General features: G+C 39.4%; 20 protein-coding genes and 1 pseudogene. 13 read left to right on the forward strand and 8 right to left on the reverse strand.

Features of this window, described 5'->3' with window-relative positions:
- Positions 1 to 26 precede the first annotated feature (26 nt).
- The 4 genes from Q9Q86_RS11900 to Q9Q86_RS11915 all read left to right on the forward strand — a co-directional run bounded on the left by Q9Q86_RS11900 (position 27) and on the right by Q9Q86_RS11915 (position 5,538).
- Positions 27 to 3,527 carry a PAS domain-containing hybrid sensor histidine kinase/response regulator gene (locus tag Q9Q86_RS11900; RefSeq protein WP_171293875.1) on the forward strand — a complete coding sequence of 1,167 codons (3,501 nt, stop codon included), beginning with the start codon at positions 27 to 29 and terminating at the stop codon, positions 3,525 to 3,527.
- 345 nt (positions 3,528 to 3,872) lie between these two features.
- Positions 3,873 to 4,670 carry a hypothetical protein gene (locus Q9Q86_RS11905; protein WP_305156048.1) on the forward strand — a complete coding sequence of 266 codons (798 nt, stop codon included), beginning with the start codon at positions 3,873 to 3,875 and terminating at the stop codon, positions 4,668 to 4,670.
- A 24-nt stretch (positions 4,671 to 4,694) separates the two neighbouring features.
- Positions 4,695 to 5,045 (forward strand): IS630 transposase-related protein, encoded by a 351-nt coding sequence (locus Q9Q86_RS11910; RefSeq protein WP_112987694.1) that lies wholly within the window; start codon positions 4,695 to 4,697, stop codon positions 5,043 to 5,045.
- Positions 4,996 to 5,538: an IS630 family transposase gene (locus tag Q9Q86_RS11915; RefSeq protein ID WP_305156049.1), complete on the forward strand. Its 543-nt coding sequence runs from the start codon at positions 4,996 to 4,998 to the stop codon at positions 5,536 to 5,538. The genes Q9Q86_RS11910 and Q9Q86_RS11915 overlap by 50 nt, the downstream gene beginning before the upstream one ends.
- 49 nt (positions 5,539 to 5,587) lie before the next feature.
- Here Q9Q86_RS11915 and Q9Q86_RS11920 read toward each other — a convergent pair whose 3' ends face one another.
- Positions 5,588 to 6,124 carry a cytochrome b gene (locus Q9Q86_RS11920; protein ID WP_112987369.1) on the reverse strand — a complete coding sequence of 179 codons (537 nt, stop codon included), beginning with the start codon at positions 6,122 to 6,124 and terminating at the stop codon, positions 5,588 to 5,590.
- A gap of 377 nt (positions 6,125 to 6,501) precedes the next feature.
- Here Q9Q86_RS11920 and Q9Q86_RS11925 point away from each other — a divergent pair, with 377 nt between their 5' ends.
- Together Q9Q86_RS11925 and Q9Q86_RS11930 are read left to right on the forward strand one after the other, a co-directional pair.
- Complete coding sequence (locus tag Q9Q86_RS11925) at positions 6,502 to 6,852, forward strand: IS630 transposase-related protein (RefSeq protein ID WP_112987694.1); 351 nt, start codon at positions 6,502 to 6,504, stop codon at positions 6,850 to 6,852.
- Positions 6,803 to 7,345 carry an IS630 family transposase gene (locus tag Q9Q86_RS11930; RefSeq protein WP_305155981.1) on the forward strand — a complete coding sequence of 181 codons (543 nt, stop codon included), beginning with the start codon at positions 6,803 to 6,805 and terminating at the stop codon, positions 7,343 to 7,345. The genes Q9Q86_RS11925 and Q9Q86_RS11930 overlap by 50 nt, the downstream gene beginning before the upstream one ends.
- Before the next feature lie 52 nt (positions 7,346 to 7,397).
- Here the strand turns inward: Q9Q86_RS11930 and Q9Q86_RS11935 are convergent, their stop codons facing one another.
- The 3 genes from Q9Q86_RS11935 to def all read right to left on the reverse strand — a co-directional run bounded on the left by Q9Q86_RS11935 (position 7,398) and on the right by def (position 10,557).
- Positions 7,398 to 9,494 (reverse strand): TonB-dependent copper receptor, encoded by a 2,097-nt coding sequence (locus tag Q9Q86_RS11935; protein WP_112986700.1) that lies wholly within the window; start codon positions 9,492 to 9,494, stop codon positions 7,398 to 7,400.
- Between the two features lie 73 nt (positions 9,495 to 9,567).
- Positions 9,568 to 10,005 carry a DUF2946 family protein gene (locus tag Q9Q86_RS11940; RefSeq protein ID WP_004967052.1) on the reverse strand — a complete coding sequence of 146 codons (438 nt, stop codon included), beginning with the start codon at positions 10,003 to 10,005 and terminating at the stop codon, positions 9,568 to 9,570.
- A gap of 21 nt (positions 10,006 to 10,026) precedes the next feature.
- Positions 10,027 to 10,557, reverse strand: coding sequence for a peptide deformylase (gene def, locus Q9Q86_RS11945; RefSeq protein ID WP_004905508.1), 531 nt, complete (start codon positions 10,555 to 10,557; stop codon positions 10,027 to 10,029).
- Between the two features lie 120 nt (positions 10,558 to 10,677).
- Between def and Q9Q86_RS11950 the strand changes: the two genes are divergently transcribed.
- The 3 genes from Q9Q86_RS11950 to Q9Q86_RS11960 are packed head-to-tail and all read left to right on the forward strand — an operon-like array spanning position 10,678 to position 13,573.
- Complete coding sequence (locus Q9Q86_RS11950) at positions 10,678 to 11,829, forward strand: LysM peptidoglycan-binding domain-containing protein (RefSeq protein WP_004905510.1); 1,152 nt, start codon at positions 10,678 to 10,680, stop codon at positions 11,827 to 11,829.
- A 9-nt stretch (positions 11,830 to 11,838) separates the two neighbouring features.
- A complete protein-coding gene (dprA, locus tag Q9Q86_RS11955; protein WP_112986699.1) occupies positions 11,839 to 12,966 on the forward strand; it encodes a DNA-processing protein DprA in 1,128 nt (375 codons plus the stop codon).
- Between the two features lie 37 nt (positions 12,967 to 13,003).
- Positions 13,004 to 13,573: a Sua5/YciO/YrdC/YwlC family protein gene (locus Q9Q86_RS11960; RefSeq protein WP_112986698.1), complete on the forward strand. Its 570-nt coding sequence runs from the start codon at positions 13,004 to 13,006 to the stop codon at positions 13,571 to 13,573.
- A 394-nt stretch (positions 13,574 to 13,967) separates the two neighbouring features.
- Here Q9Q86_RS11960 and Q9Q86_RS11965 read toward each other — a convergent pair whose 3' ends face one another.
- On the reverse strand, positions 13,968 to 14,888 hold the full coding sequence (locus tag Q9Q86_RS11965) for a DMT family transporter (RefSeq protein WP_112986697.1): 921 nt from the start codon (positions 14,886 to 14,888) through the stop codon (positions 13,968 to 13,970).
- A 103-nt stretch (positions 14,889 to 14,991) separates the two neighbouring features.
- A complete protein-coding gene (locus Q9Q86_RS11970) occupies positions 14,992 to 15,657 on the reverse strand; it encodes a TetR/AcrR family transcriptional regulator (protein ID WP_004967048.1) in 666 nt (221 codons plus the stop codon).
- A 116-nt stretch (positions 15,658 to 15,773) separates the two neighbouring features.
- Between Q9Q86_RS11970 and Q9Q86_RS11975 the strand changes: the two genes are divergently transcribed.
- The 3 genes from Q9Q86_RS11975 to Q9Q86_RS11985 all read left to right on the forward strand — a co-directional run bounded on the left by Q9Q86_RS11975 (position 15,774) and on the right by Q9Q86_RS11985 (position 18,447).
- Complete coding sequence (locus Q9Q86_RS11975; RefSeq protein ID WP_112986696.1) at positions 15,774 to 16,994, forward strand: MFS transporter; 1,221 nt, start codon at positions 15,774 to 15,776, stop codon at positions 16,992 to 16,994.
- 15 nt (positions 16,995 to 17,009) lie between these two features.
- Entirely contained in the window at positions 17,010 to 17,783 is a 774-nt protein-coding gene (locus Q9Q86_RS11980) for an AraC family transcriptional regulator (protein ID WP_004967045.1), read from the forward strand.
- A gap of 118 nt (positions 17,784 to 17,901) precedes the next feature.
- The gene (locus Q9Q86_RS11985; protein ID WP_004956561.1) at positions 17,902 to 18,447 is read left to right on the forward strand and encodes a glutathione peroxidase; all 546 of its coding nucleotides are present in this window, start codon (positions 17,902 to 17,904) and stop codon (positions 18,445 to 18,447) included.
- 203 nt (positions 18,448 to 18,650) lie between these two features.
- On the opposite strand, the gene Q9Q86_RS11995 is transcribed toward Q9Q86_RS11985, so the two are convergent.
- Positions 18,651 to 19,363, reverse strand: a protein-coding gene (locus tag Q9Q86_RS11995; protein ID WP_305156050.1) for an IS5 family transposase whose coding sequence is annotated in 2 segments (ribosomal slippage) — positions 18,651 to 19,066 and positions 19,066 to 19,363 — 714 coding nt in all. Because the reading frame shifts where the segments join, the coding sequence is not laid out codon by codon here.
- Between the two features lie 87 nt (positions 19,364 to 19,450).
- On the opposite strand from Q9Q86_RS11995, the pseudogene Q9Q86_RS12000 reads away from it, so the two are divergent.
- A pseudogene (locus Q9Q86_RS12000) lies at positions 19,451 to 20,005 on the forward strand (phospholipase D family protein); the annotation flags it as partial.
- A 137-nt stretch (positions 20,006 to 20,142) separates the two neighbouring features.
- Here Q9Q86_RS12000 and Q9Q86_RS12005 read toward each other — a convergent pair.
- A complete protein-coding gene (locus Q9Q86_RS12005) occupies positions 20,143 to 22,320 on the reverse strand; it encodes a hypothetical protein (protein WP_112987356.1) in 2,178 nt (725 codons plus the stop codon).
- Positions 22,321 to 22,384 lie beyond the last annotated feature (64 nt).

The following is a 22,384-nucleotide window of genomic DNA, read 5'->3' on the forward strand; positions in this document are numbered from 1 at the left end:
AAATGGAATTTGAACACGTGGGCAATATGAACAGTTGGCTTATTATCGGGGTACTCGCCCTCTATATCGTGCTACTTTTCGGCTGTGCTTTCTTCGGTGAAAAACACGCTAGCCGCTTGAGTCCACGCGGTCGTATGCTGTTGTTTAGCCTAACGCTCGGCGTGTATTGTTCATCTTGGACGTTTTATGGTGCTACAGGCGCTGCTGTTCGAGAAGGTGTTATTTTCCTCCCGATTTATCTGGGTCCTTTGCTATTTATTTGGTTTGGATACGATATTTGGAAACGGTTGGGACGTATTCGCCAATACCATGCCATTTCATCTATTGCCGATTTTGTTGCTGCTCGTTACGGTAAAAGTGGAAGTTTGGCTGCACTCGTCACGATTTTAGCAGTCATTGCTATTGTTCCTTATTTGGCATTGCAATTACGTGCTATTGCACTCAGTGCATCGGTCATTCTAGAACAAAATGCACACGTCACTACGACAACAAACAGTGTGTTAATGCTGACAGCCCTTTTGGCTATTTTGGCTATGATTTTCGGAACACGACATATTGCACACACGGAACAGCATGGCGGTTTGATGCTGGCGGTTGCCTTTGAATCCTTTGTGAAATTATTCGCCCTCCTCTGTGTTGCAGGATTTTTCTTATTGCAATCGCCTGAAAACATTAAACAAGTCAGCAACGATGTCAGTCAACATTTTCATGACTTACAACAAGTTGGCGTTCCAGAAACCTTTTGGGTGCAAACGCTACTGGCTGGTTTAGCCATGATTTGTTTACCTCGTCAGTTCCACGTTGCAGTGGTTGAGTTACGCGATGAAAAACATATCCGTGGTGCTCGACGTTGGTTTGCAGCGTATTTGATTTTGACCATCATCGCGATTATTCCTATCGCAAGTTGGGCATTACACTCATTGCCTGAATCATTGGGCACACCTGATATTGCGGTGCTCGCACTACCGCTCAGTTATCAACAAGAATGGCTTACATTACTGGCATTTCTAGGCGGATTTTCGGCTTCTACAGGAATGTTATTGGTTGCATCTGTGGCACTTTCAATCATGCTTAGTAATGATTTGATCATGCCTGCACTTTGGCGATTTAAGATCATTTCTCGTCAAGATCAACAACTGCCACGTGTTTTGAAATTAACTCGTCGGATTAGTATCGTTGGTGTCATGCTGCTCGGCTTTTTGTTTTTCCATTTTTTTAATGATATCAACCAACTATCTGTTTTTGGCTTACTCGCTTTTAGTGCAGTCGCACAATTTTCACCTGCTTTGATTGGTGGTTTGTACTGGCGAGGAGCTAGTCGTCAAGGAGTATACGCGGGACTGATTGTTGGCTTTGTGATGTGGAGCTATACACTATTATTCCCAACAGTTTTACGTAGCCTTCCTGGGCATTATCAAAATTTTGCGCAACATTTATTGCTGTTTGGTCCTTTTGATATTAATAGCTTACGCCCAGAAGCATTATTGGGTTTTGAATCTTTTGTTCCATTAACACATGGTGTTTTATGGTCTTTAGGACTGAATATCGCCATGTATATTTGGGTTTCACGCTTGTACCGCCCAAGTATTGCTGAACAAATTCAGGCTGAAAGTTTCTTTTATTACGAAAGCAAACCTCTACCTTCAGCACAGACTTCAACAGATCTCAGTGATTTACATCAAAATGCCGCACGATTAAAAGTCGGTGACCTACTCGCTCTCGCGAAAAGAATTACAGGTGAAAAACCGACAATCCAAGCATTCCAGCAATTTTGTGAACAAAATCATGTGGTTTTAAATGAAAATCATGTCGCAAATGGGATGTGGTGGCGTTTTACTGAACAATATTTAGCGGGGATCATTGGTGCAGCATCGGCGCGAACTTTATTGACCACTGCTTTGATCAATAATGGTTTAGCTTTAGGTCAAGTCGCCAATATCTTAGACCAAGCCTCCCAATGGCAGCGTTTCAACCAAAACTTACTGATGACCATGATTGATCATATGACTCAAGGGGTGAGTGTGGTCGATAAAAATATGTGTTTAGTTGCATGGAACAATCAATATCTAAAACTGTTTGATTACCCTAAAGATTTAGTTTATGTCGGCTGTCCAATTGCTGATCTTATACGCTATAACGCCGAACGTGGTGAATGTGGTCCAGGACCAGTTGAGGAACATGTTCGTAAACGTATTCATTGGATGAAAGTTGGAAGTGCTCATGAATTTGAACGGATTCGTAAAGATGGTCTTGTGATTCAAATGCGTGGTAATCCAATCGAAGGTGGTGGTTTTGTCACGACTTTCGCAGATATTACGGCGTTCCGTGAAAATGAGGCTGTTTTAGAAGAAAGAGTCCGTGATCGTACCCGACAGCTTGCCGATGCATTGACAGAACAGCAATTAGCACTTGAACAAGCCGATAAAGCCAATCAATCCAAAAGTCGATTCTTGGCTGCTGCAAGCCATGACTTATTGCAACCGATGCATGCGGCACGACTGTTTAGTACTGCACTTGAGCAAAGTATTGATAATCCAGATGATCAACTCACCCTACAACAGCTAGACCGTGCACTCTATGGTGCAGAGAGTATGTTATCCGCACTTTTAGATATTGCTCGCCTCGAAGGTGGAACCATTCAACCGAAGCGCCAAGCATATTCATTACATGATTTATTGAGTGATCTCGAATTGCAATTTAAATCCATCGCAGCTCAACGCAATATTCAACTCAAAGTGCATGACACTAAGTTTTGGGTAGATACTGATCCACAATGGATGCGACGAATAATCCAAAATTTTGTCAGCAATGCATTACGTTATACTGCTCAAGGTCGTGTTGTAGTAGGTGTATTACGTTCAGCTCAACGTCCGAATCATATTCGAATCGGTGTGTGGGATACAGGACCTGGTATCAATGAACAACAACGCGTAAAACTTTTCCAAGAGTTTGAACGTTGTGGACATACTTCACCATGGGGTGAACAAGGACTTGGTTTAGGTCTAGCGATTGTGCAACGTATGACGAGCTTACTAGATTTCCCTGTTCAAGTTTATTCTGAGTTGGGTAAAGGTTCTTGTTTTATGATTGAAGTGCCTCTAGCAGAAGCTCCAAAAATTCAAGTCGCCTCACCACAACTGACCGCCTTACAACATACGGCTTATAAAGTTTTATGTTTGGATAATGATGAAACGATTTTGGAAGGTATGCGGACTTTACTCAGCAAATGGGGTTATCAAATCTTTACTGCCACTGAACCAGCAGAAGCATTAGAGCTGATCCAACATGAAGATATTCAGGTTTGGCTAATTGATCAACATTTAAATCATGATCAACGTGGACTCGATTTTATCGAACAGCATCGCCCTGCCCACATTCCTGTTGCACTCATCACTGCGGATTCTGACCCAGAGTTACCGCAAAAACTTAAACAACAGAATATCGTCTTACTGAAAAAACCACTAAAACCAGCAGGTCTGCGTTCGTGGCTTTCGGGATTAAAAATTATGCCGATGCACAAAGATTGAGTTAAAAGGATCAAACGCCCATTAATGATCAGCGACTAGCATAATATTTTTAGATATAGGCAGAAGTGATCAACAAAAAGCATTTTGGTTGCTAAAAAATTGACCAAAATGCTCAAACAGTAGTTGACTATGGCAAAATAAATCACTTACATTAGTGAACGTTTGTACACTTACTTACAATTACATATATCATTGATTTTAATAATTTTTATAACATAAAAATCCACATCTACAACTTTAGTCGTATTCTACTTGCTTTTTAAATCACGCATAAATTGATCAAATTGCAAGAAACCAATGCATCAATCCTTTGGTTTCTTACTCTCGCCAAAAAGGACATTGATCATGAATAGCAATACAGCCCCTTCAGAGCATACCGCATTACAATTTTATCGCCAATACAGTGCAAATGCGCTACTTCCAGAACTTGACTGGCAACAAATTTTCGAACAAAGCAAGCTCAGTGAATTACACACTCGTGCATTAAATACACTATATCAAGCGGCTGTTCCTCTCGCGCTAAAAGTGTTTCACGATCTGAATTTTGATGTTTTTGCACCAGCTGCATATCATCCACAAGGTTTAGGGCTTTTTGATAAATTGGCTCAGCAAGAAGAGAATCTAGTGAAAGCCTTGGAAAATGAATCTGCACATCTAGATCACGATACACGCCATCAAATGTGGAGCATGCTACTTCGTGGTGGTGCAGTTCTCGTCTTTAAAGCATGGTTAGGGCACGTTAAAACAGGCACACATCAACTCGATAAATCACAATTTGATGAATTGACCGATTTACTGTTTATCAAAACACGTCCTTTAGAGCTTGCACAACGACTCAAAGTCGATACGAATGCAGACTTAGACCATGTATTCCTGATGTATGAAAATGACGTATTTTTAGATCATTTTAATAGCTTAGAAACTGCTGCTTTATTTGTAGATTTAGGAGTTTACGATGCAGCATTCTTAAGTTTAAGAGATGATCGCGTTGCAGAATATCTCAAAGCTAAAGGCTATGTGACCCAAGAACAAATTGATGACCTACAATGTGCTTTAAATCCGTTGTACTGCGATAGTTTGATGCCAAAACAAGATTGCTTGGCTTATAGTCTAATCCAAATAAAACCGATACAATATTTATAACAATCTTAATTAATGAAATAAACAATGACTTATTCAATAGACTATCGCAAACAGGTACTTTCTAGCATTGCTGATGGTATGACCATACGAGAAGCTGCGCTATTTTATGGACTTAGCACCAGCACCATTCACAGCTGGCAGAAGAAATTAGCGCCTAAAACAACCAGAAATAAAGCACCGACTAAAATACCTGATGACGCATTGATTGAAGACGTAAAAAGATACCCAGATGATTATAACTATGAAAGAGCTCGTCGCTTGAACTGTAGTAAAACGGGCATCTTTAATGCTTTAAAGCGTCTTGGTGTCAGTCAAAAAAAAGACCTTGGAACATCCAAAAGCATGTCCAATAAAAAGAGCGGCGTATCAGAGTAAGCTTGATAACTTTAAACAGCAAGGTTATCCCATTGTGTATATGGACGAAAGCGGTTTTGAAAGCCAGACCATTCGTCCTCATGGTTATGCACCGATAGGCAAACCCTGTATCGACAGCTACAACTGGCAAGGTAAAAAGCGAACCAACGTCATTGGGGCTCTATATGAAAAGATGCTATTTGCACTGGATTACTTTGAACACAACATTAACAGCGGCATATTCTACGATTGGTGCAAACACACCCTAATCCCAAGCCTTAAAACCAAATGCGTGATTGTCATGGATAACGCTCGGTTTCATAAAAGTAGACGTATCCAAAAATTACTGAACAGGCATGGTCATCGTATCCTATGGCTGCCGCCGTACAGCCCAGACTTGAACCCTATTGAGAAAAAATGGGCTCAAGTGAAGTTTCTACGCCAAGGGTGGATGGAAAATAATCTACCTAAACTGTTTCATGATATGGGCTGTATCGATTTTATAAAGACTTAACTATATTTAGCAAAACATCAGTCAATCATTATAAACGACGTCATCAGCGCTACCACATACGCTTTATCAGCTTATCTTTTTTGATAAATTGATGGTATAGCGCCGCGCCAATGTGAGCGGCAGTAAAGGCAAGAATCAGCGGCCAAATGATCTCTGTATGCCAGTCATGAAAGGTACGCGCCAAACCGCGATCTGGGGTAACGAACACCGGGATTTCGAACAGGCCAAACATATCAACGGCTCGGCCGCCATAAACAGACATCAACAGCCCGACTACCGGCATCGCTATCAGTAGCGCATAAAGTGCAAAGTGGGTGAACTTAGCAATGATATCTTGCCATTTTGGCATTGGCACGGCAGGTGGTGCTTTTGTGAATATTCGACTAATCACTCGAGCCAGCATCCAAAACAATAAACTTAACCCAAACGCTTTATGCAAACCGATATAAAACGAGTCATCAGTATTGTCATAAAGAAATATCAGCGCCCATGTCACTAATAATAGCAGTGCGCTTATCCAATGAAAAACACGGCTGATCATAGGCCATTTGTTTAGCGGCGCTACCCTAGGTTGAACTTGATTCATATGTCACCTTTAAATAAAAAAGCATTACTTTTTAGCCAAACATAACTGCTCTATTTAGCTTTTTTGTGCTTGCAGTCTGTTGCCAATAAAGAAATACTTGTGAGCTAAATACTTATGAGTTAAATACTAGGGGCTATCCTAGCGGCTCGATAATAAAACCTTATAAATAGTAGCGCTTATGATAGCAAATCTGCGTGCAAATGACTGCTATTGGCTCGTTTCGCTACCATTTAATAGCGTTCAGTAGTGAACAGTGACTGCAGTACGCTAAAAGCTACATGTTACAAGAGTATAAAGTAGATGATCTTAATAAGTATAGTCTAATCCAAATAAAACCGATACAATATTTATAACAATCTTAATTAATGAAATAAACAATGACTTATTCAATAGACTATCGCAAACAGGTACTTTCTAGCATTGCTGATGGTATGACCATACGAGAAGCTGCGCTATTTTATGGACTTAGCACCAGCACCATTCACAGCTGGCAGAAGAAATTAGCGCCTAAAACAACCAGAAATAAAGCACCGACTAAAATACCTGATGACGCATTGATTGAAGACGTAAAAAGATACCCAGATGATTATAACTATGAAAGAGCTCGTCGCTTGAACTGTAGTAAAACGGGCATCTTTAATGCTTTAAAGCGTCTTGGTGTCAGTCAAAAAAAAGACCTTGGAACATCCAAAAGCATGTCCAATAAAAAGAGCGGCGTATCAGAGTAAGCTTGATAACTTTAAACAGCAAGGTTATCCCATTGTGTATATGGACGAAAGCGGTTTTGAGGCTGAAACCATTCGTTCTCATGGCTATGCACCGATTGGTACACCCTGTATCGATAGCTACAACTGGCAAGCAAAAAAGCGAACCAACGTCATCGGAGCTCTCTATGAAAAAATGCTTTTTGCGCTTGATTACTTTGAGCAGAACATCAATGGCACCATATTCTACGACTGGTGCAAACACACTTTAATTCCAAGTCTCAAGACTAAATGCGTGATTGTCATGGATAACGCTCGGTTTCATAAAAGCAAACGTATTCAAAAGCTACTCAACAGACATGGCCATCGTATTCTTTGGCTACCACCGTACAGCCCTGATCTAAACCCTATCGAGAAGAAGTGGGCACAGGCTAAGTTTCTACGCCAAGGGTGGATGGAGAATAATCTACCTAAACTATTTTATGATATGGGCTGTATCGATTTTATAAAGACTTAACTATAACTACAAAATAAAACAAGGTGGAATTCCCACCTTGTTTTTTTATTCCTTAGAACTTCATACTCATACGCATCCAATAATTACGTCCAATATTATTGAATTGCTCATTGGCTGCATAACCAAACATCGAAGCGCCTGCTTTATTTAAATGCTCGGTGTAAGCCTTATCTAAAAGATTATCAACGCCTACCGAAACATCGACAGTATCGGTCAATTGATATGTTCCATTGATCGCCAAGGTATTAAACGCTTTACTTTCATTCATATCATAACCAACCACATTCCCTTCATTAAGACTGATACGATCCTGTTTTGCAACGGCACGCCATAACAATCCTAGACTATATTTTTCATCCACATAACGAAGATTCATACGCGCTTCAAAAGGTGCTATCTGTGGCAAAGCACGATCATCTGACCTATTTTCACCCCACGCATACATTGCTGAAATATCTGCTTGGAAATGATCATTAAATTGATAACCTACCCCAGCCTCTGCCCCAGCAATTGTGGCATTAACATTACGCGCAAGTGGTTTTCTTTTATCTGGTGTATTGTATTCAAGTAGGATGAAATCTTTGATTAATCCAGCATAAACTGATGCCCAAGTACTCCATGCACCATGCTCTGCTTGCAAACCGAGATCCAATTGTGCAGTGCGTTCATTGTTCAGATTGTCTAGATTATCCACCATTTTATATGTGGTTTTACCCATCATATCTGTGGAACCTACACCATGATCTGTCGTGGTGCTATACAACTCCCAAAAGTCAGGTGTACGCTCCACATATCCCAAACCTAGATAAGTCTTTAAACCATGTTCTGGGAGACTCTTTTCCAAGCGTACAAAACCACTTGGTACAGTATCTTTACGATTTTTAGCATTTTGCAGATTGTCTATTTTGACTTGATCTACACGCGCTCCTGCTACGACTTTTTGATCTTGATCAATCGCATAAGTCCATTCACTAAATGCACCATAAGATTGAAATTTCAAATCTTCAGCATAAGGCGAATTCATTGATGGCATGGCATACATGACCATATCACCACCATGCTTATTCTGCTGCGTATCTACACCTGAAATGACGCTAAATTTATCCCAATCTGTCGTTACAGCTAAACGGGTATTTAAAGTACGACGATCAACCCGCATCGACATTTTATTTGGCACAGTCATATTCATTCCGTGCATATTCATGGTCGTCATTGGCGGCGTACGTAAGCTAAAATTATCCATCACATGATCGTTATAGCTGTAGTCCACTTGGGCTTCAACTTTATTGATCACCTCTGTAATATTTTTCTGTTCAGCTTGTAGACCAAGGCTTTCTCGTTTAAATTGCGAACCATCCATGCTACGACCAGCGTAGGCAGCCTCACCATCACCTTTACCTGCACGCAATTCTAACCAAGAATCATCTGTTGGCTTCCAGCCTAAGGCAAGATCGGCATTCCAGCGCTCCCAATTTGAATGAACCGTCTGACCATCACCATCTTGATAATCATTTGAGACAGAACGATTAGCATTTAATCGCGCATATTTGCTCTCATCCCCAATCGCAGCCTCTACATTATGATCGAGTCTCCCATATGAACCGATCAAGACGCTCGCTTGTCCACGATAAGGCTGATCTTTGCTCAAACTCTCTGGTTGGCGCTTAAAAATCACCGTTGCTGCAGAGCCAGGCGTTGCATATTGAACAGTTTGTGGACCTTTCACTACCGTAATTTTGTCAAAACTTTCAGGCTGAATATATGAAGTCGGAGCATCCATTCGTTGTGGACAAGCACCTAAACTCTCACTGCCATCCACCAGCATTTTTATCCGAGAACCAAACATTCCTCTAAATGTAATATCACCATTCGTTCCGCCATTTTTGATGGCGCTAAAGCCTAAGATGCTTTGCAAATAATCAGCACCATCAGTTGCTGGTACAGGTTGTATGGGTTGTTTAGGATCCGCTTCAATGACTAAACCATTATTTTGGTTCGGTTGTTGAGCAGTCACAACAATAGGTGCAAGCTTTGCTTCAACACGTTGCTGAGTCGATAAATCTTCAGAATTTGCCCAAAGTAAGCTCGAATTTGAGGCAGCAAGAATCGCAACCGTTAAGGGTTGTAATAAAAATTTAGGCTGTGCCATGAGATGTCTTCTCTTAAAACATAAATAAAACGGGCTTAGAGTTCATACAAACCCTAAGAAAAAGTGCTTTGATTTATGCGAAAACAGGTGGGGCTCGCCCTTGTGGCAATAGAAAAAGTCGTTGTAGCGCAAAATAAACATGATGAAATGTTTGCTGAAATGCGACTAAACGTACTTGAACACGAACTAAAATTTCTTTGACACCCACATCAGGCGGCAATACTAAATTGGCATATACCGTACAGTACTGACATTGATGATTGGGATCGTGATGATCGTGCGAAGATGCAGATGCGGGTGCTTGTTCGAGTTGATGTGAATGATGATGAGCATGATGCTGTGATTGACTTTGCTCAGCTTGTACCTGAGGTAACAGTAAAGCTTTGGTAATCGTTTCACAGACTGGTGCGATTTGATATTGCTTCGGCAGTAGCGGCTGCAAAAAGACCGCAATCTGCAAACAGACTGCGGTAAATGCGAATAATAAACCGCTGCGAAACAATAATGGCATCACGAAAAACCGACGATGAGCTTAGCGCTTCACAGCAACTTTCTCTTTTTCACGCTGGCGTACTACTTTCTCAACCTTTTCACGTGCACGCTGACGTTTTAATGGCGATAAATAATCAACAAAAAGTTTGCCATTTAAGTGATCCATTTCATGTTGGATACAAACTGCGAGAAGTTCGTCAGCTTCTAACTCAAATGCTTGACCATCAAGGTTAATTGCTTCAATTTTTACACGTGACGGACGCTCAACTTTGTCGTATATTTGAGGCACAGAGAGACAGCCTTCTTCGTATGGCTGAGTCTCTTGAGTCAGTGGAGTGACTTTGGGGTTAATGAACACCATCGGTTGATTTTTCTCTTCAGAAAGGTCCATGACAATAAGCTGAATATGATGATCAACCTGAGTTGCCGCTAAACCTATACCCGGTGCCTCGTACATGGTTTCTAACATATCTGCTGCAAGCTGACGAATATCATCAGTGACTTCTTCGACTGGCTTGGCAATGGTACGAAGACGGGGATCAGGAAAACTTAAAATAGGTAATAAGGCCATACTGTTCCTCATTTATGCCATTGATCAGAAAACCAACTGAAGGGAATGCTTGATCAAAAAATTGTGTGTAAAGTCGTTATTATAGCGCAACTACACACATAATTTTTAGGAATTATGATAATGAAAAAGGTTTTAAACGGCATACACTCATTTCATGCCTTGGGGTTAAAAAAACAACTGATTGCTGTTGCCATCTGTGCAGGATTAGGCATGACGGTAAATATAACGCATGCAGCAAGCCCTAATGTTAGCCCACCCTCTGTTAAAGCTGGGGCACCACATGTCTATGTAGTGAAAAAAGGCGATACCCTTTGGGATATCTCAGGCAAGTTTTTAAGTAAACCATGGCGCTGGCCAGAAATTTGGGCAAGCAATAAACACGTTAAGAATCCTCACTGGATTTATCCAGGTGACCGCTTACTACTCTGTAGTTTGAATGGCAAACCGTTAATCGGTAAAGATGAAGGTGATGGCTGTGACGGTATTATTCGTCGTTATACAGGTGGCGGAACAACTTTACGTCCGCAAGTACGTATCGAAGCATTGAACAATAGTGTGCCAGTTATTCCATTGGCTCATATTCAACAATGGTTAGAACGTAGTTCAGTATTACCAGCGGATGCGATTGCGAATACCCCTTATATCTTAGGCACAGCTGACAATCGCGTGCTTGCAGGCAAAGGACAAAGTGTTTACGTCCGTGGTCAAGGTCTAGAAAATGGTCAGCGTTATGGCGTTTACCGTGAAGGTGAACCTTACATCGTTGTTGATGAGCAAGGCAAAAAGCAAAACCTAGGTGTTGAATTACTTCAAGTCGCATCTGGTGTTGCTGTGCGCAATGAAAACGACATTACTACGGTTGAACTCACTGATAGCTATAACGGCGAAGTTCGTCGTGGTGATCGCGTGATGCTTGAACAAGAGGCAATGTTGCCAACCTTGTTCTATCCTATCGATGCAAAACAAGTACGCGATGGCGGTAAAGTGATTCGTGTATTAGGATCGATTGGTACAGCCGCAAAAAATGGTGTTGTCACTGTTGATCGTGGTACTGCTGATGGCGTTGAAATTGGTCAAGTCTTTAGCACCTACCAAGAGGGTGAGATCGTACAAGATCCAAAAACTAAAGAGAAAGTTAAATTACCTGGACAATATGTGGGTAGCTTGATGATCTTCAAGAGTTTTGATCGTATCAGCTATGCCTACGTTTTAGAAAGTGAACTACCAATCAAGGTCGGTTCAAACATTCAACCACCACGCTTGGATGACTAAGAACAAACTATGTTGAATCAATTATCACCCCACCACTACCATACCGTGTTGGTGTGGTATTTGGTTCAACATTCCCTATCCAGCTTTCACAAAATTCTGAAACATTTTGGGAGTTGTGAACAAGCAACACAAAACCACAGATTCTCTGAGTGGTATCAACTCAGTTTACATGCAAACCATCTAAAACGCTTAGAAGAATTTCAAAGTACACAAGGTCAAAAACAATTTGAACAGATAGTTCAACTGATTTTGAAGCACTGTGACTTTATCGTGACGCCACACGATATTGACTATCCCAAACAACTCATGCCTTATGCAGATCATCCCCCCATATTATTTGGTCAAGGTCATCTTCAGGCTTTACTGCAACCGCAAATTGCATTGGTGGGGAGCCGCAAACCTAGTCCACATGGTCGCCAAGTGGCTTATGATTTTGCTTATTACCTTAGTGAGAAAGGATTTTATATTACCAGTGGTCTTGCACATGGGATTGATGAAGCTGCTCATCGCGGTGGCTTAGCACATCATCGAAGTATCGCTGTCACAGGTACTGGGTTAGATACCGTTTATCCCACTCAAAATAAACCATTGGCACAACAAATTGCTCAATCAGGTGCCATCATCACAGAGTTTCTTCCTACGACACTCCCATTACAACAACATTTTCCACGACGAAATCGGATTGTTAGTGGCTTAAGTTTAGGTGTCTTAGTGGTTGAAGCAGCACTAAAAAGTGGATCTTTGATTACGGCGAATGAAGCAGCCAATCAAGGTAAAATGGTATTTGCTATCCCTGGTCATATTTACAGTGAATACCATCAAGGCTGTCATCAACTTATTCGTGAAGGGGCTGTTTTGGTCGATCATCCTGAACAGATTATTGAAGATTTAGCATTACCTACACATTGGCAGACCCAACAACACACTAAAGATGCTGTAGAACAGCACTCAACACTTCCACCACATTTGATTAGCTTGTATCAGAATTTAGATTGGATTGGACAGGATTTAGATTTACTCAGCCAACGCTATCCAGCACCGATCTCTGAAATCACATCTCAATTAATGGAATTAGAGTTACTAGGTTTGTGCATACAACAAGGTGGTCGCTATTTACGTTGTCGTCCAATCCATTAAACTATAGCCAATCTTTTCTGTTAGTACCCTCCTAGACATGATTACAAACTCGATTGCCGAAGCCGCTGATTGTCTAAAACAAGGACAAGTCCTCGCCTATCCAACAGAAGCCGTTTGGGGTTTGGGCTGTGATCCTTTTAATCAACAAGCATTTCAAGACATTCTTGAGTTAAAACATCGTCCAGTTGAAAAAGGCGTGATTTTATTAGCTGGGCATCTAGAACAAGTAGAACATCTACTACAGAACCTAGAATCGAACCTCCGCAACCAAGTGATTGCCAGTTGGTCAAATCGTCAAGAGACCGAACGTGCCACAACATGGCTACTTCCAGCCGACCAACATATCCCGACTTGGATTAAAGGACAACACCCTTTGGTTGCTGTTCGTGTAACAACACATCCTTTGTGCGTAGAGCTATGTGATTCATTTGGTGGATTTATCGTATCGACAAGCGCAAATCCCGCAGGCTTAACTCCAGCAAAAAGTTTAGAAGAAGCACAAGCTTATTTTGGTTCATCTCTGCATTATCTAGATGGTAAATTAGGCTTGAGCCAAGAACCAAGTCGTATTCTCAATGCGTTAACAGGTGAAGTGATTCGCGCTTAATTACATGAATAGCAGATAAAAAAAAGCTCAGTTATATAGGGATAACTGAGCATAAAAAGGATGTGTATCATCACATCCAGAGGGTTCACAAATTTGTTAAGCAACTCATTCATTCTAAAACGAATCATCTTGCTGTGTTGAGTATTATGGATCAATCATTCATCTTATACAAATATATTATTTATCTAACAAAAAAAGTGAAAAGCGTACCTTTTTTGTCAGTTTTAAAGATCTAATAAAAATATATTTTTATTTTTATTGATCTTTTTCAGAATCACAAATGAGGCACTCCTTTAAAATATATTTGTAAATCATATAGAAAGAATAAACAGTTAATAAAAAAATTACGTTCGTTTGTTGCTCTTTTAAGCAAAACCATCTCATTTATGCGCAACTAAGTCGCCGTTTCCAACTGTGATTGAACAACTTTTTTTGTCTTTTTTTGGGCCAAAATAATCCCTATGAGAATCATTATACCGCCAATCGAGTGATAAATTGCCCATTGTTCAGCCAACCAAAAACTGGCTATCACTGCCGTAAATACAGGCATAAGATTCATAAAAATACTGGTTCGATTTGGGCCAATCGCTTGTACTGCTACCATCCATAACAAGGGAGCAATCAAAGATGGAAACATACCAGCATAAAGCACACTCATGGCATTCTCTGCATCAATCGCATCCAAGCCTAAATATAATAAAAATGGGACGTGATATAACAATGCAAACCCTATTTGGACATATAAACTGGTCATCAAGGGTAACTGGACTTGCCATTTTTTGAGAAACACCCCATAAAATGCATAGAATCCTACAGCAATCACCATGACAGCATCTCCCCAATGCCCACCTTGAGCAAACAAACTAGAAAGCTGACCTTGGCTCATCACATAGATCAATCCAGCAAAGGACAATAAACTACCAAAGATCGCAAAACGATTAGGTTTATCCTTTAAAATCAAATATGAAATAAATATAGTAAAAATGGGAACAAATGCATTGACGATGCCCATATTGGTCGCAGTCGTATAATGTGCCGCGGTATATGAGAGACCTTGATATAACACCATACCAAAAGCACTTAGCACAGCTAAACGTCCAATCAAAGGTCGAATCAAAGCACGTTGTTGCCAAACTTTGGGTAGCATGAATGGCGTCAGGATAATAAAAGCGACAAACCACCGATAAAAACTAATACTGGCAGGTGAAATATAATCTGCAACATAACGAGTCACCGCAATGTTCAATGACCAAATGAAAATAGCAATGAGAGGTAAGATAAACACCCATTTTTGATATTTGCTTAGCAGACCCATCCACTTTCCCGCATTTTCTAAGTAATGCGAATATTTTGAAAGATGTCTAAATCAATTTAAATATCGTATTTCAGACATTTATATCGCTGTTTAGACATCAAATTTAGAATAAGTCCCAGCTACGCATTGCGTGTTCAACCACCTTATGCAATTGTTGAACCGTTGCACCATCTCGTGCTTGCACAGTCAATCCTTGTAAGACTGTTGCATAGAAATCTGCTATCTCTTGTAGAGAGGCAGAATGGGCAATGTCACCATTTTCTACACCCTGTTTTAAACGCTCAAGCATTTTCTGTTTGGTCTTCAGACGCCTTTCAAGAATAGTATGCTGCACTGTCTGCGCATGATCAGAACAATTCATGGTAGCAACGACAAGCATACAACCTGTAGGTTTATTGGGTTGAACCAAACGTTGTACATTGTCATAAAGAAATAATTCAAATGCGACTTTGGCAGTTTTCGCCTCTAAGAAAATCGCTTCAATTGGACATGCTTCATGAGCCAAATAGTAGTCGATACACTTATAAAAAAGTCCCACCTTATCACCAAAGCTACTGTATAAACTTGGTGCAGTTAACCCTAAAGCTTGAGTTAAATCACTCATCGATGTCGCTTCAAAGCCATGTTCCCAAAACAATAGCATGGCTTTTTGTAAGGCTTGTTGTTCATCAAAACACTTTGGGCGACCACGTTTCTTTTTAAAGCTATTATCACAAGGCATTAGGTGAGATTCATGCGTATCTTTCATAAAAGCCACAGATATTTTCATAACGATCATTATTAAATTAATTGACGCATCTATTTTTATTTTATAACGATCGTTATAAAAATTTAACCAGTATTCGAAATTTTATTGTTATGCATCTAACAATAAAAGAATTTTATATGGAAAACTCTTACTCTCCCGAATCTAGTGGCGCATCATCAACGAAAAATCAAGGGAGTTGGTATGCGATTCTCGCAGTCGCGATCGGCGCTTTTGCACTTGTGACCAGTGAATTTCTCCCTGTAGGTGTACTCAACAGTGTTGCAGCTGATTTGAATATTTCTATTGGCACAGCGGGTTTGATTATCACTCTACCAGGCGTCATGGCAGCATTTGCAGCCCCCCTTCTCCCGATATCAGTGAAACAACTAGATCGTCGTTATGTCTTAATTCTACTGACTGCGATCATGGTGATAGCAAATACCATTACTGCATTTGCTGAGAGTTTTAATATCCTCTTACTGAGTCGGTTAGTATTAGGAATTGCAATTGGAGGCTTTTGGGCAACAGCAATTGCTTTGAGTGGCAAACTTGCTCCTGCTCATTTGCCCATCGCTAAGGCAACCGCAGTCGTCATGGCAGGTGTAACCTTTGCAACGGTATTAGGCGTTCCTATCGGCACATGGCTCAGCGAGTTCTACGGATGGCGTAGCGCATTTGGAATAACGGCAGCAATTGGCTTAATAGTCCTCTTATTACAAATCATCTTCTTACCCAAATTAAATCCTGAATCCGCTATTCACCTGCGTGATCTTCCTGCGCTGTTAAGAATACCCAAAGCACGTAGTGGCATGTTGATTGTACTCTTGATTGGTTTAGCACATTTCTGTGCCTATAGTTATTTAGCCCCTTTCTTTAAAAATATTGCAGGTTTTGATGGCAACACCATCAGTTCTCTATTGTTACTTTATGGAATTGCTGGTGTATTTGGGAATGCATTCGCAGGTTATAGTGGCAATTTAAATGTTCGCTATACACTTGCTTTTGTGGGTTTCTGCTTTGCAGTTGTGTTCTTTGGCTTCCCAATATTTGCAGTGCATGAACTGGGTGCTGTCATCCTCACCGCACTTTGGGGTTTTGCCTTTGGAGCTTTTCCAACTTCCGCGAATATTTGGATGTTTGTTCATGCACCCAATGCTGTTGAAAAAGGAATGCCTCTATTTGTTGGCATGTTCCAGGTCTTGATTGCTGTTGGCTCATTATTAGGCGGTTATGTCGTTGATCACTTTAATGAAAATATCTTAATTTATGGTGTAATTAGCTTTGTGGCTTTAGCCTTGATTAGCATTTTTACTTTAGCCAAAGGCTTAAATAATCCAAAAGTCACTTGTGAAAATTAAAAGTTGAGAATCCAAATGAAGTTTGACGGTACCCAACAATTTCCATTATTAACAGGTATAGAGGTGCATGAATTTCTCTATCAAAAGAATGACGTTGTTAGTCCTCACTCTTCACTTTGGGGTGACTTTAATTTTAGTTTAAATGGAACACTAGAGTTTGATATTGAAGGAAAATATTACTTATCACCGCCAAGCTATGGGCTATGGCTACCACCACGCACAGAACACCAATCACTGCCTGTTGAACATGAAATTCATTATATTTGCATCCGACTTCATCCTCGTTTCGGAAATGCATTAGGCGATGTCTGCCGCTGTTTTAGTATTCAACCTTTTTTTCGCGCCTTGGTCATTCAAATTCTAGAGCAACAAAAGCAAAATCCTGCACCCGAATATCTTGAACATTTATTACAAGTGTTATTCGATCAACTAAAACAAGCTCCAGCATATACACATTATTTGCCGCAAAGCACGCATCCAACCTTAGCTCCGATTCTCGATCAACTTGCGAATCCTGAATTATTTCATATGAGCCTACAACAGATCTTACAGCACTTTACATTCAGTGAACGTCATCTGTTTCGCCTCAGCCAACAAGAGTTACAGCTATCTTTAGCAGAATGGCGCAATCGAGCTAAGATCATCTATGCGATCAATCAAATTCGCCAAGGGATGACCATTAAACAACTTGCGTTTTCTCTAGGTTATCAACACAGCTCAAGTTTTATCGAATTTTTTAAGCGCTATACAGGACAAACACCTATTCAACTCAAAAATGCATCTACCTAATTCAGCTTTCTTCTTTTGCTCATTATTTGTATTGATTACTATGAATAAGATTGCACTCTGATAAATAAGCAGTTAAAACAAACAAGTCTTGTCACAACAACAAACTAGGACGTATTCCATGAGCCAATCGGTTTATCACATTCCTGTTAAGGATATCAAAGGTCAGGAAGTCGACCTTGAACAATACCAAGGTAAAGTACTTTTAATCGTCAATGTCGCATCTAAATGCGGCTTAACTCCCCAATATGAAGGTTTGGAAAAACTGTACCAAGCGAAGAAAGATCAAGGTTTAGAAATCTTAGGTTTTCCAGCAAATAACTTCTTAGAGCAAGAACCTGGCAGTAATGATGAAATTCAGCAATTTTGTTCATTGAATTATGATGTTCATTTCCCTTTATTTGCAAAAATCTCCGTTGCTGGCGATGACAAACATCCACTCTATCAAACACTAACTCAAGCAATCCCTGAACGTATTGGTGAAGGTCCTTGGTGGAAAGATTTAGTTGATTATGGTTTAACGCCAAACAATCCGCCTGAAGTTTTATGGAATTTTGAAAAATTCTTGGTAAATAAAAATGGTGAAATTGTGGCGCGTTTTGCACCAGATATTACAGCGGATGATGAACGCATCGTAAATGCAATTGAAGCTGAATTAGCAAAATAAAATAAAAAATTAATAAAGAGAATAGTTTAACTATTCTCTTTATTAAAATAAATATTATAATTTTTTTACTTTAATTTTAATATTTACATAAATGTTGGAACGACATGTCTAAATTTCTTAATACAAGTGCAACTAATTTTTATCTAGAAGAATTAATTAAAAATGCAAAAGAACGCCTTATTCTAATTAGGGTCTGTTGAGAATTACCGAGAGTTAATTACACTCGCGCACAATTGAATCATGGCTTCAAAACTCGTATCTGTTTTACAACTACGCATCGCTATACGTTTAAATTCTTTTAACTTACAGAAATAGTTTTCAATGAGATGACGCCATTTATACATAGTCGTATCAAATGCTCTCATTACTTTTCGATTAGATTTGGGTGGGATCACCACTTTCACTTTACGTTCATTGAGTTCTTGGATGAGCCAATCTGCATCAAATGCTTTATCAGCTAGTAATGCTTGAAAATCAACATCTTCAATTAAAGGTTTGGTTTCTACTAAATCGTGATATTGACCAGGCATTAATCGAAACTTAATGAGGTTGCCTAGACTATCCACTAAGGCAAGAATTTTACAGGTCATTCCACCTCGAGATTTACCTATAGACTGTTTGAAAGTCCCCCTTTTGCACCTTGCCCATGTCGATGAACTTTAACAATCGTTCCATCAATCATGGCGTATTCCAAATCAACATCTTCATTTACAGATGCAAAAATAGTTTCAAATACACCAGCTTTAACCCAGTCACGGTATCTTTTAAAGACGGTATTCCATTTACCAAAATGAGCAGGTAGATCACGCCATGGACTGCCTGTACGGGCAATCCATAGGACTGCTTCTAAAAATAATCGATTATCTTTTCCACTACGACCTCGATCGGTCACTTTACCTAGGCAAAAAGGTTCCATTTTTGCCCATTGGGCATCAGTGTATGTATCTATCCATAGTACTATTATAAATTAATCAGTAGTCTTTGTTAATTCTCAACAAGCCCTAGCCCTTTTTTAAAACTAAATGATCGTATAAAGGAACTTCTTGAAGATAAAAATCGTCTTAAAATTGATATTCGTATAATTTATGGCAAAAGTGATTTACATCCTGATGAAATCAAATGGATGCAAAAACTTGATTATGTAAGGGTGAGTTTCTGTAAGAACCTTCATGCTAAATGTTACATCAATGAATCAACTTGTATAATTTCCAGTCTAAACTTATATGAGTTTAGCCAAGTGAATAATAATGAGATGGGGATTTTGATTGAAAAAGATCATGATGAATCGGTGTTTAAAGATGCTTATGAAGAAGCCCAACGCATTATTCGAATCAGCGATGAAGTTAGAATTTCTCTTGATGAGGTGAGAGATACAGAAATAAGCCAAGAAAATAGTGAACAAGATGATTTTAGCAAATTAACAACTTCGAAACTTGCTGCCAAACATAAACTGAAAACAAATGAGCTTTTAGAAAAATTTGTAGCTAAAGGCTTTCTCATAATTAATGATAAAGGTAGGCACCAATTAACAGATGAAGGGAAAAATATTGGTGGTTAATTTAAATTTAATAGCTACGGTGGTTATTTCCTCTGGCTTGCTGATATGAGTATTTAAATTCTTGAGCTCAAGTATCTTTATTAGAAATACTTGAGCTTTTAGAGAATGAGAATACTAATTACATGATCTTAGTAATATCAAATCTCATAACTCATTTTGATGGGTTGTATCTGATACGATGGCATAGAAACTGAAGTATTAGCTTTCTGCTTGCTTAGATTTGGAAAATCATGCCCCATTTGAGTCATCTTTTTATATTGATCTAATACAGTATTTAATTGATTAAGACGTTGCTTCAACTCAATCGACATAAACTGATCTGATTGTGCTAATGCCACCCAACCTGCTTGAACTTTGCGTTTGGGATTGTCATGTGTCAATTGTTGCTGCATCCATTCATACAACTTTACCGCTCGATGATGCGCTTCAAACTTATAGGCAAACAACAAAGTAGAAAGAGACAACTCAGGTATCTGTCCCATCAGCTTCATTTCAATTTGTCTGAGTTGGTAAGCATATAAATCAATCCGATACTTGAGTAGGTCGTGAGTAAACCATTCCGCAAAATCAATCAACAAATCCATGACTTGGTTTCTTTGCGCAATGATTTGTTGTTTCTCATGAGCCGATTTGGTTTGTTCTTTATTCTGAACACGCCAAGTTCGATAAATCGCTAGTCCCCCAACAAAAAAAGCACCGATCGAACCTGAGACAATCCCACCGATTGCTGCTCCTAAAGCCAAACCATTTTTCATAGTAGAGTTAGACGATTTGTATTGCAGAAAAGGGCGTACTGTTTGTCTAGTTTGTACTTTATTAAAATTACGATAGACAGCAAAACCAGTATTCATTAAAGGGATTGGTAAAAAATTCTCACGTCCAACGACTTGCTGTAAGCTTTGCTGAGCAGTGCGTTGGACCGACTCATAACTAAGTGCTAAATCAGCAAAAACCGATGGGTATTTTTCTTGCAAATGAGCCAGTTCAATATTCACAATGATTGCAATATGTGGATAGCTCTGCGCAAATTTTTCGACTTTTTCAGTATCAAGCGTGCATTTAACCTGCATCGGTGTACCATCCACAATAAGGTCAAATCCAGCTAAATGTGAATGCTCTACAAACTCAATGCTATGTCCCTGCTGACTCAAGTTATATGCTACTTGTTGTTTAGCCAAATAAGATGAAATCTGCTGCATAGCAGCATCATGATTATAATCAGGCGCTGGAATCTGTTTTAAATTATAAAATGCTTCTGGATCACCCTTTGAAGCAGTGACAAGCGCATCTAAAACCAAAGGGTTTATATGAAAATAATTCCAAATAAATCCTAAGCTATGATTTGCAGCGTTAATCCCACTAACAAATTTTAAATCTCGCCCAGTTAATATTTTCTGTAGTGCTGCATTTGCTGCTTTATGGCGATCTAAATGCATAACAACCTCTTGGTTATTGAGCAATTTAGGTGCTTGTTCAATTCTATTTTTATAATAAGGTACAACAAACTCATCAGCCGATAGCCAATGATTTAAAGAGTATCCAACGAACTTTAGCTTATGCTGAAGATGTATAAATGGTTTTGGAGATTGCACAATATGCGAGTTGAGATTCTCAGGCAATAATAAGCCTACAGCTCGTCGTGTCAGTTCATCGTGTAGTTTTTGCTGTTGAATCTGATCAAGATTTCCTAGTCGATCCAAAGCCTCAACGATATCACCATGACCATGTTCATTCGAATAATGATTACGATTTAACAGACTTTGAATGTAATCGTAGTGAATATCTTCATGCTGTGTAGGTTGTTGCTGGAAGACACGATCATAGATTTCTATAGCTGCATGCCAATTTTCCAAACGCACATACAACTTCGCAAGATTCAATTTGATTTCAACAATATCGTATTCATCACACAATTGTTTCAAAACACTCAGTTTTAATTCACCGTCTTTGCACTCTGATAACTGCAACAAAATCGTTTGAATTTCATTTGAGCTAAATTTTTCTTCTGAATATTGCAAACGAAATGCTAAACACTGCTCTAGCCATGCATTTTTTTGTGCATGGAACTTATAAACAGGAATAAAGGTCTCTGTAATTAATTGAATTAAACGTAAAGCACAATGAATATCTTCTTTGGTGGAATGACGAAAATTCCAAATCTTGGGTAAAGTAAGATTAAATATTTGTGTGTAAATATTTGCAGTTAAATCAGGTTGGGTGAGCGTTACCAGCTTCAATTGGTCTTTGACAGATAAATGATGCCCTTGTTGTTCGATGCGATCTAAACGCAACTTTAAGACATTACTCGGTAACATATACTTCCTAATTGAATTTTTATAAGATCTATTCGTTATTGCAAATATAGAAAAATCAGCAAGC

The organism is Acinetobacter sp. A22, from assembly GCF_030913345.1.
GTDB lineage: Bacteria > Pseudomonadota > Gammaproteobacteria > Pseudomonadales > Moraxellaceae > Acinetobacter > Acinetobacter junii.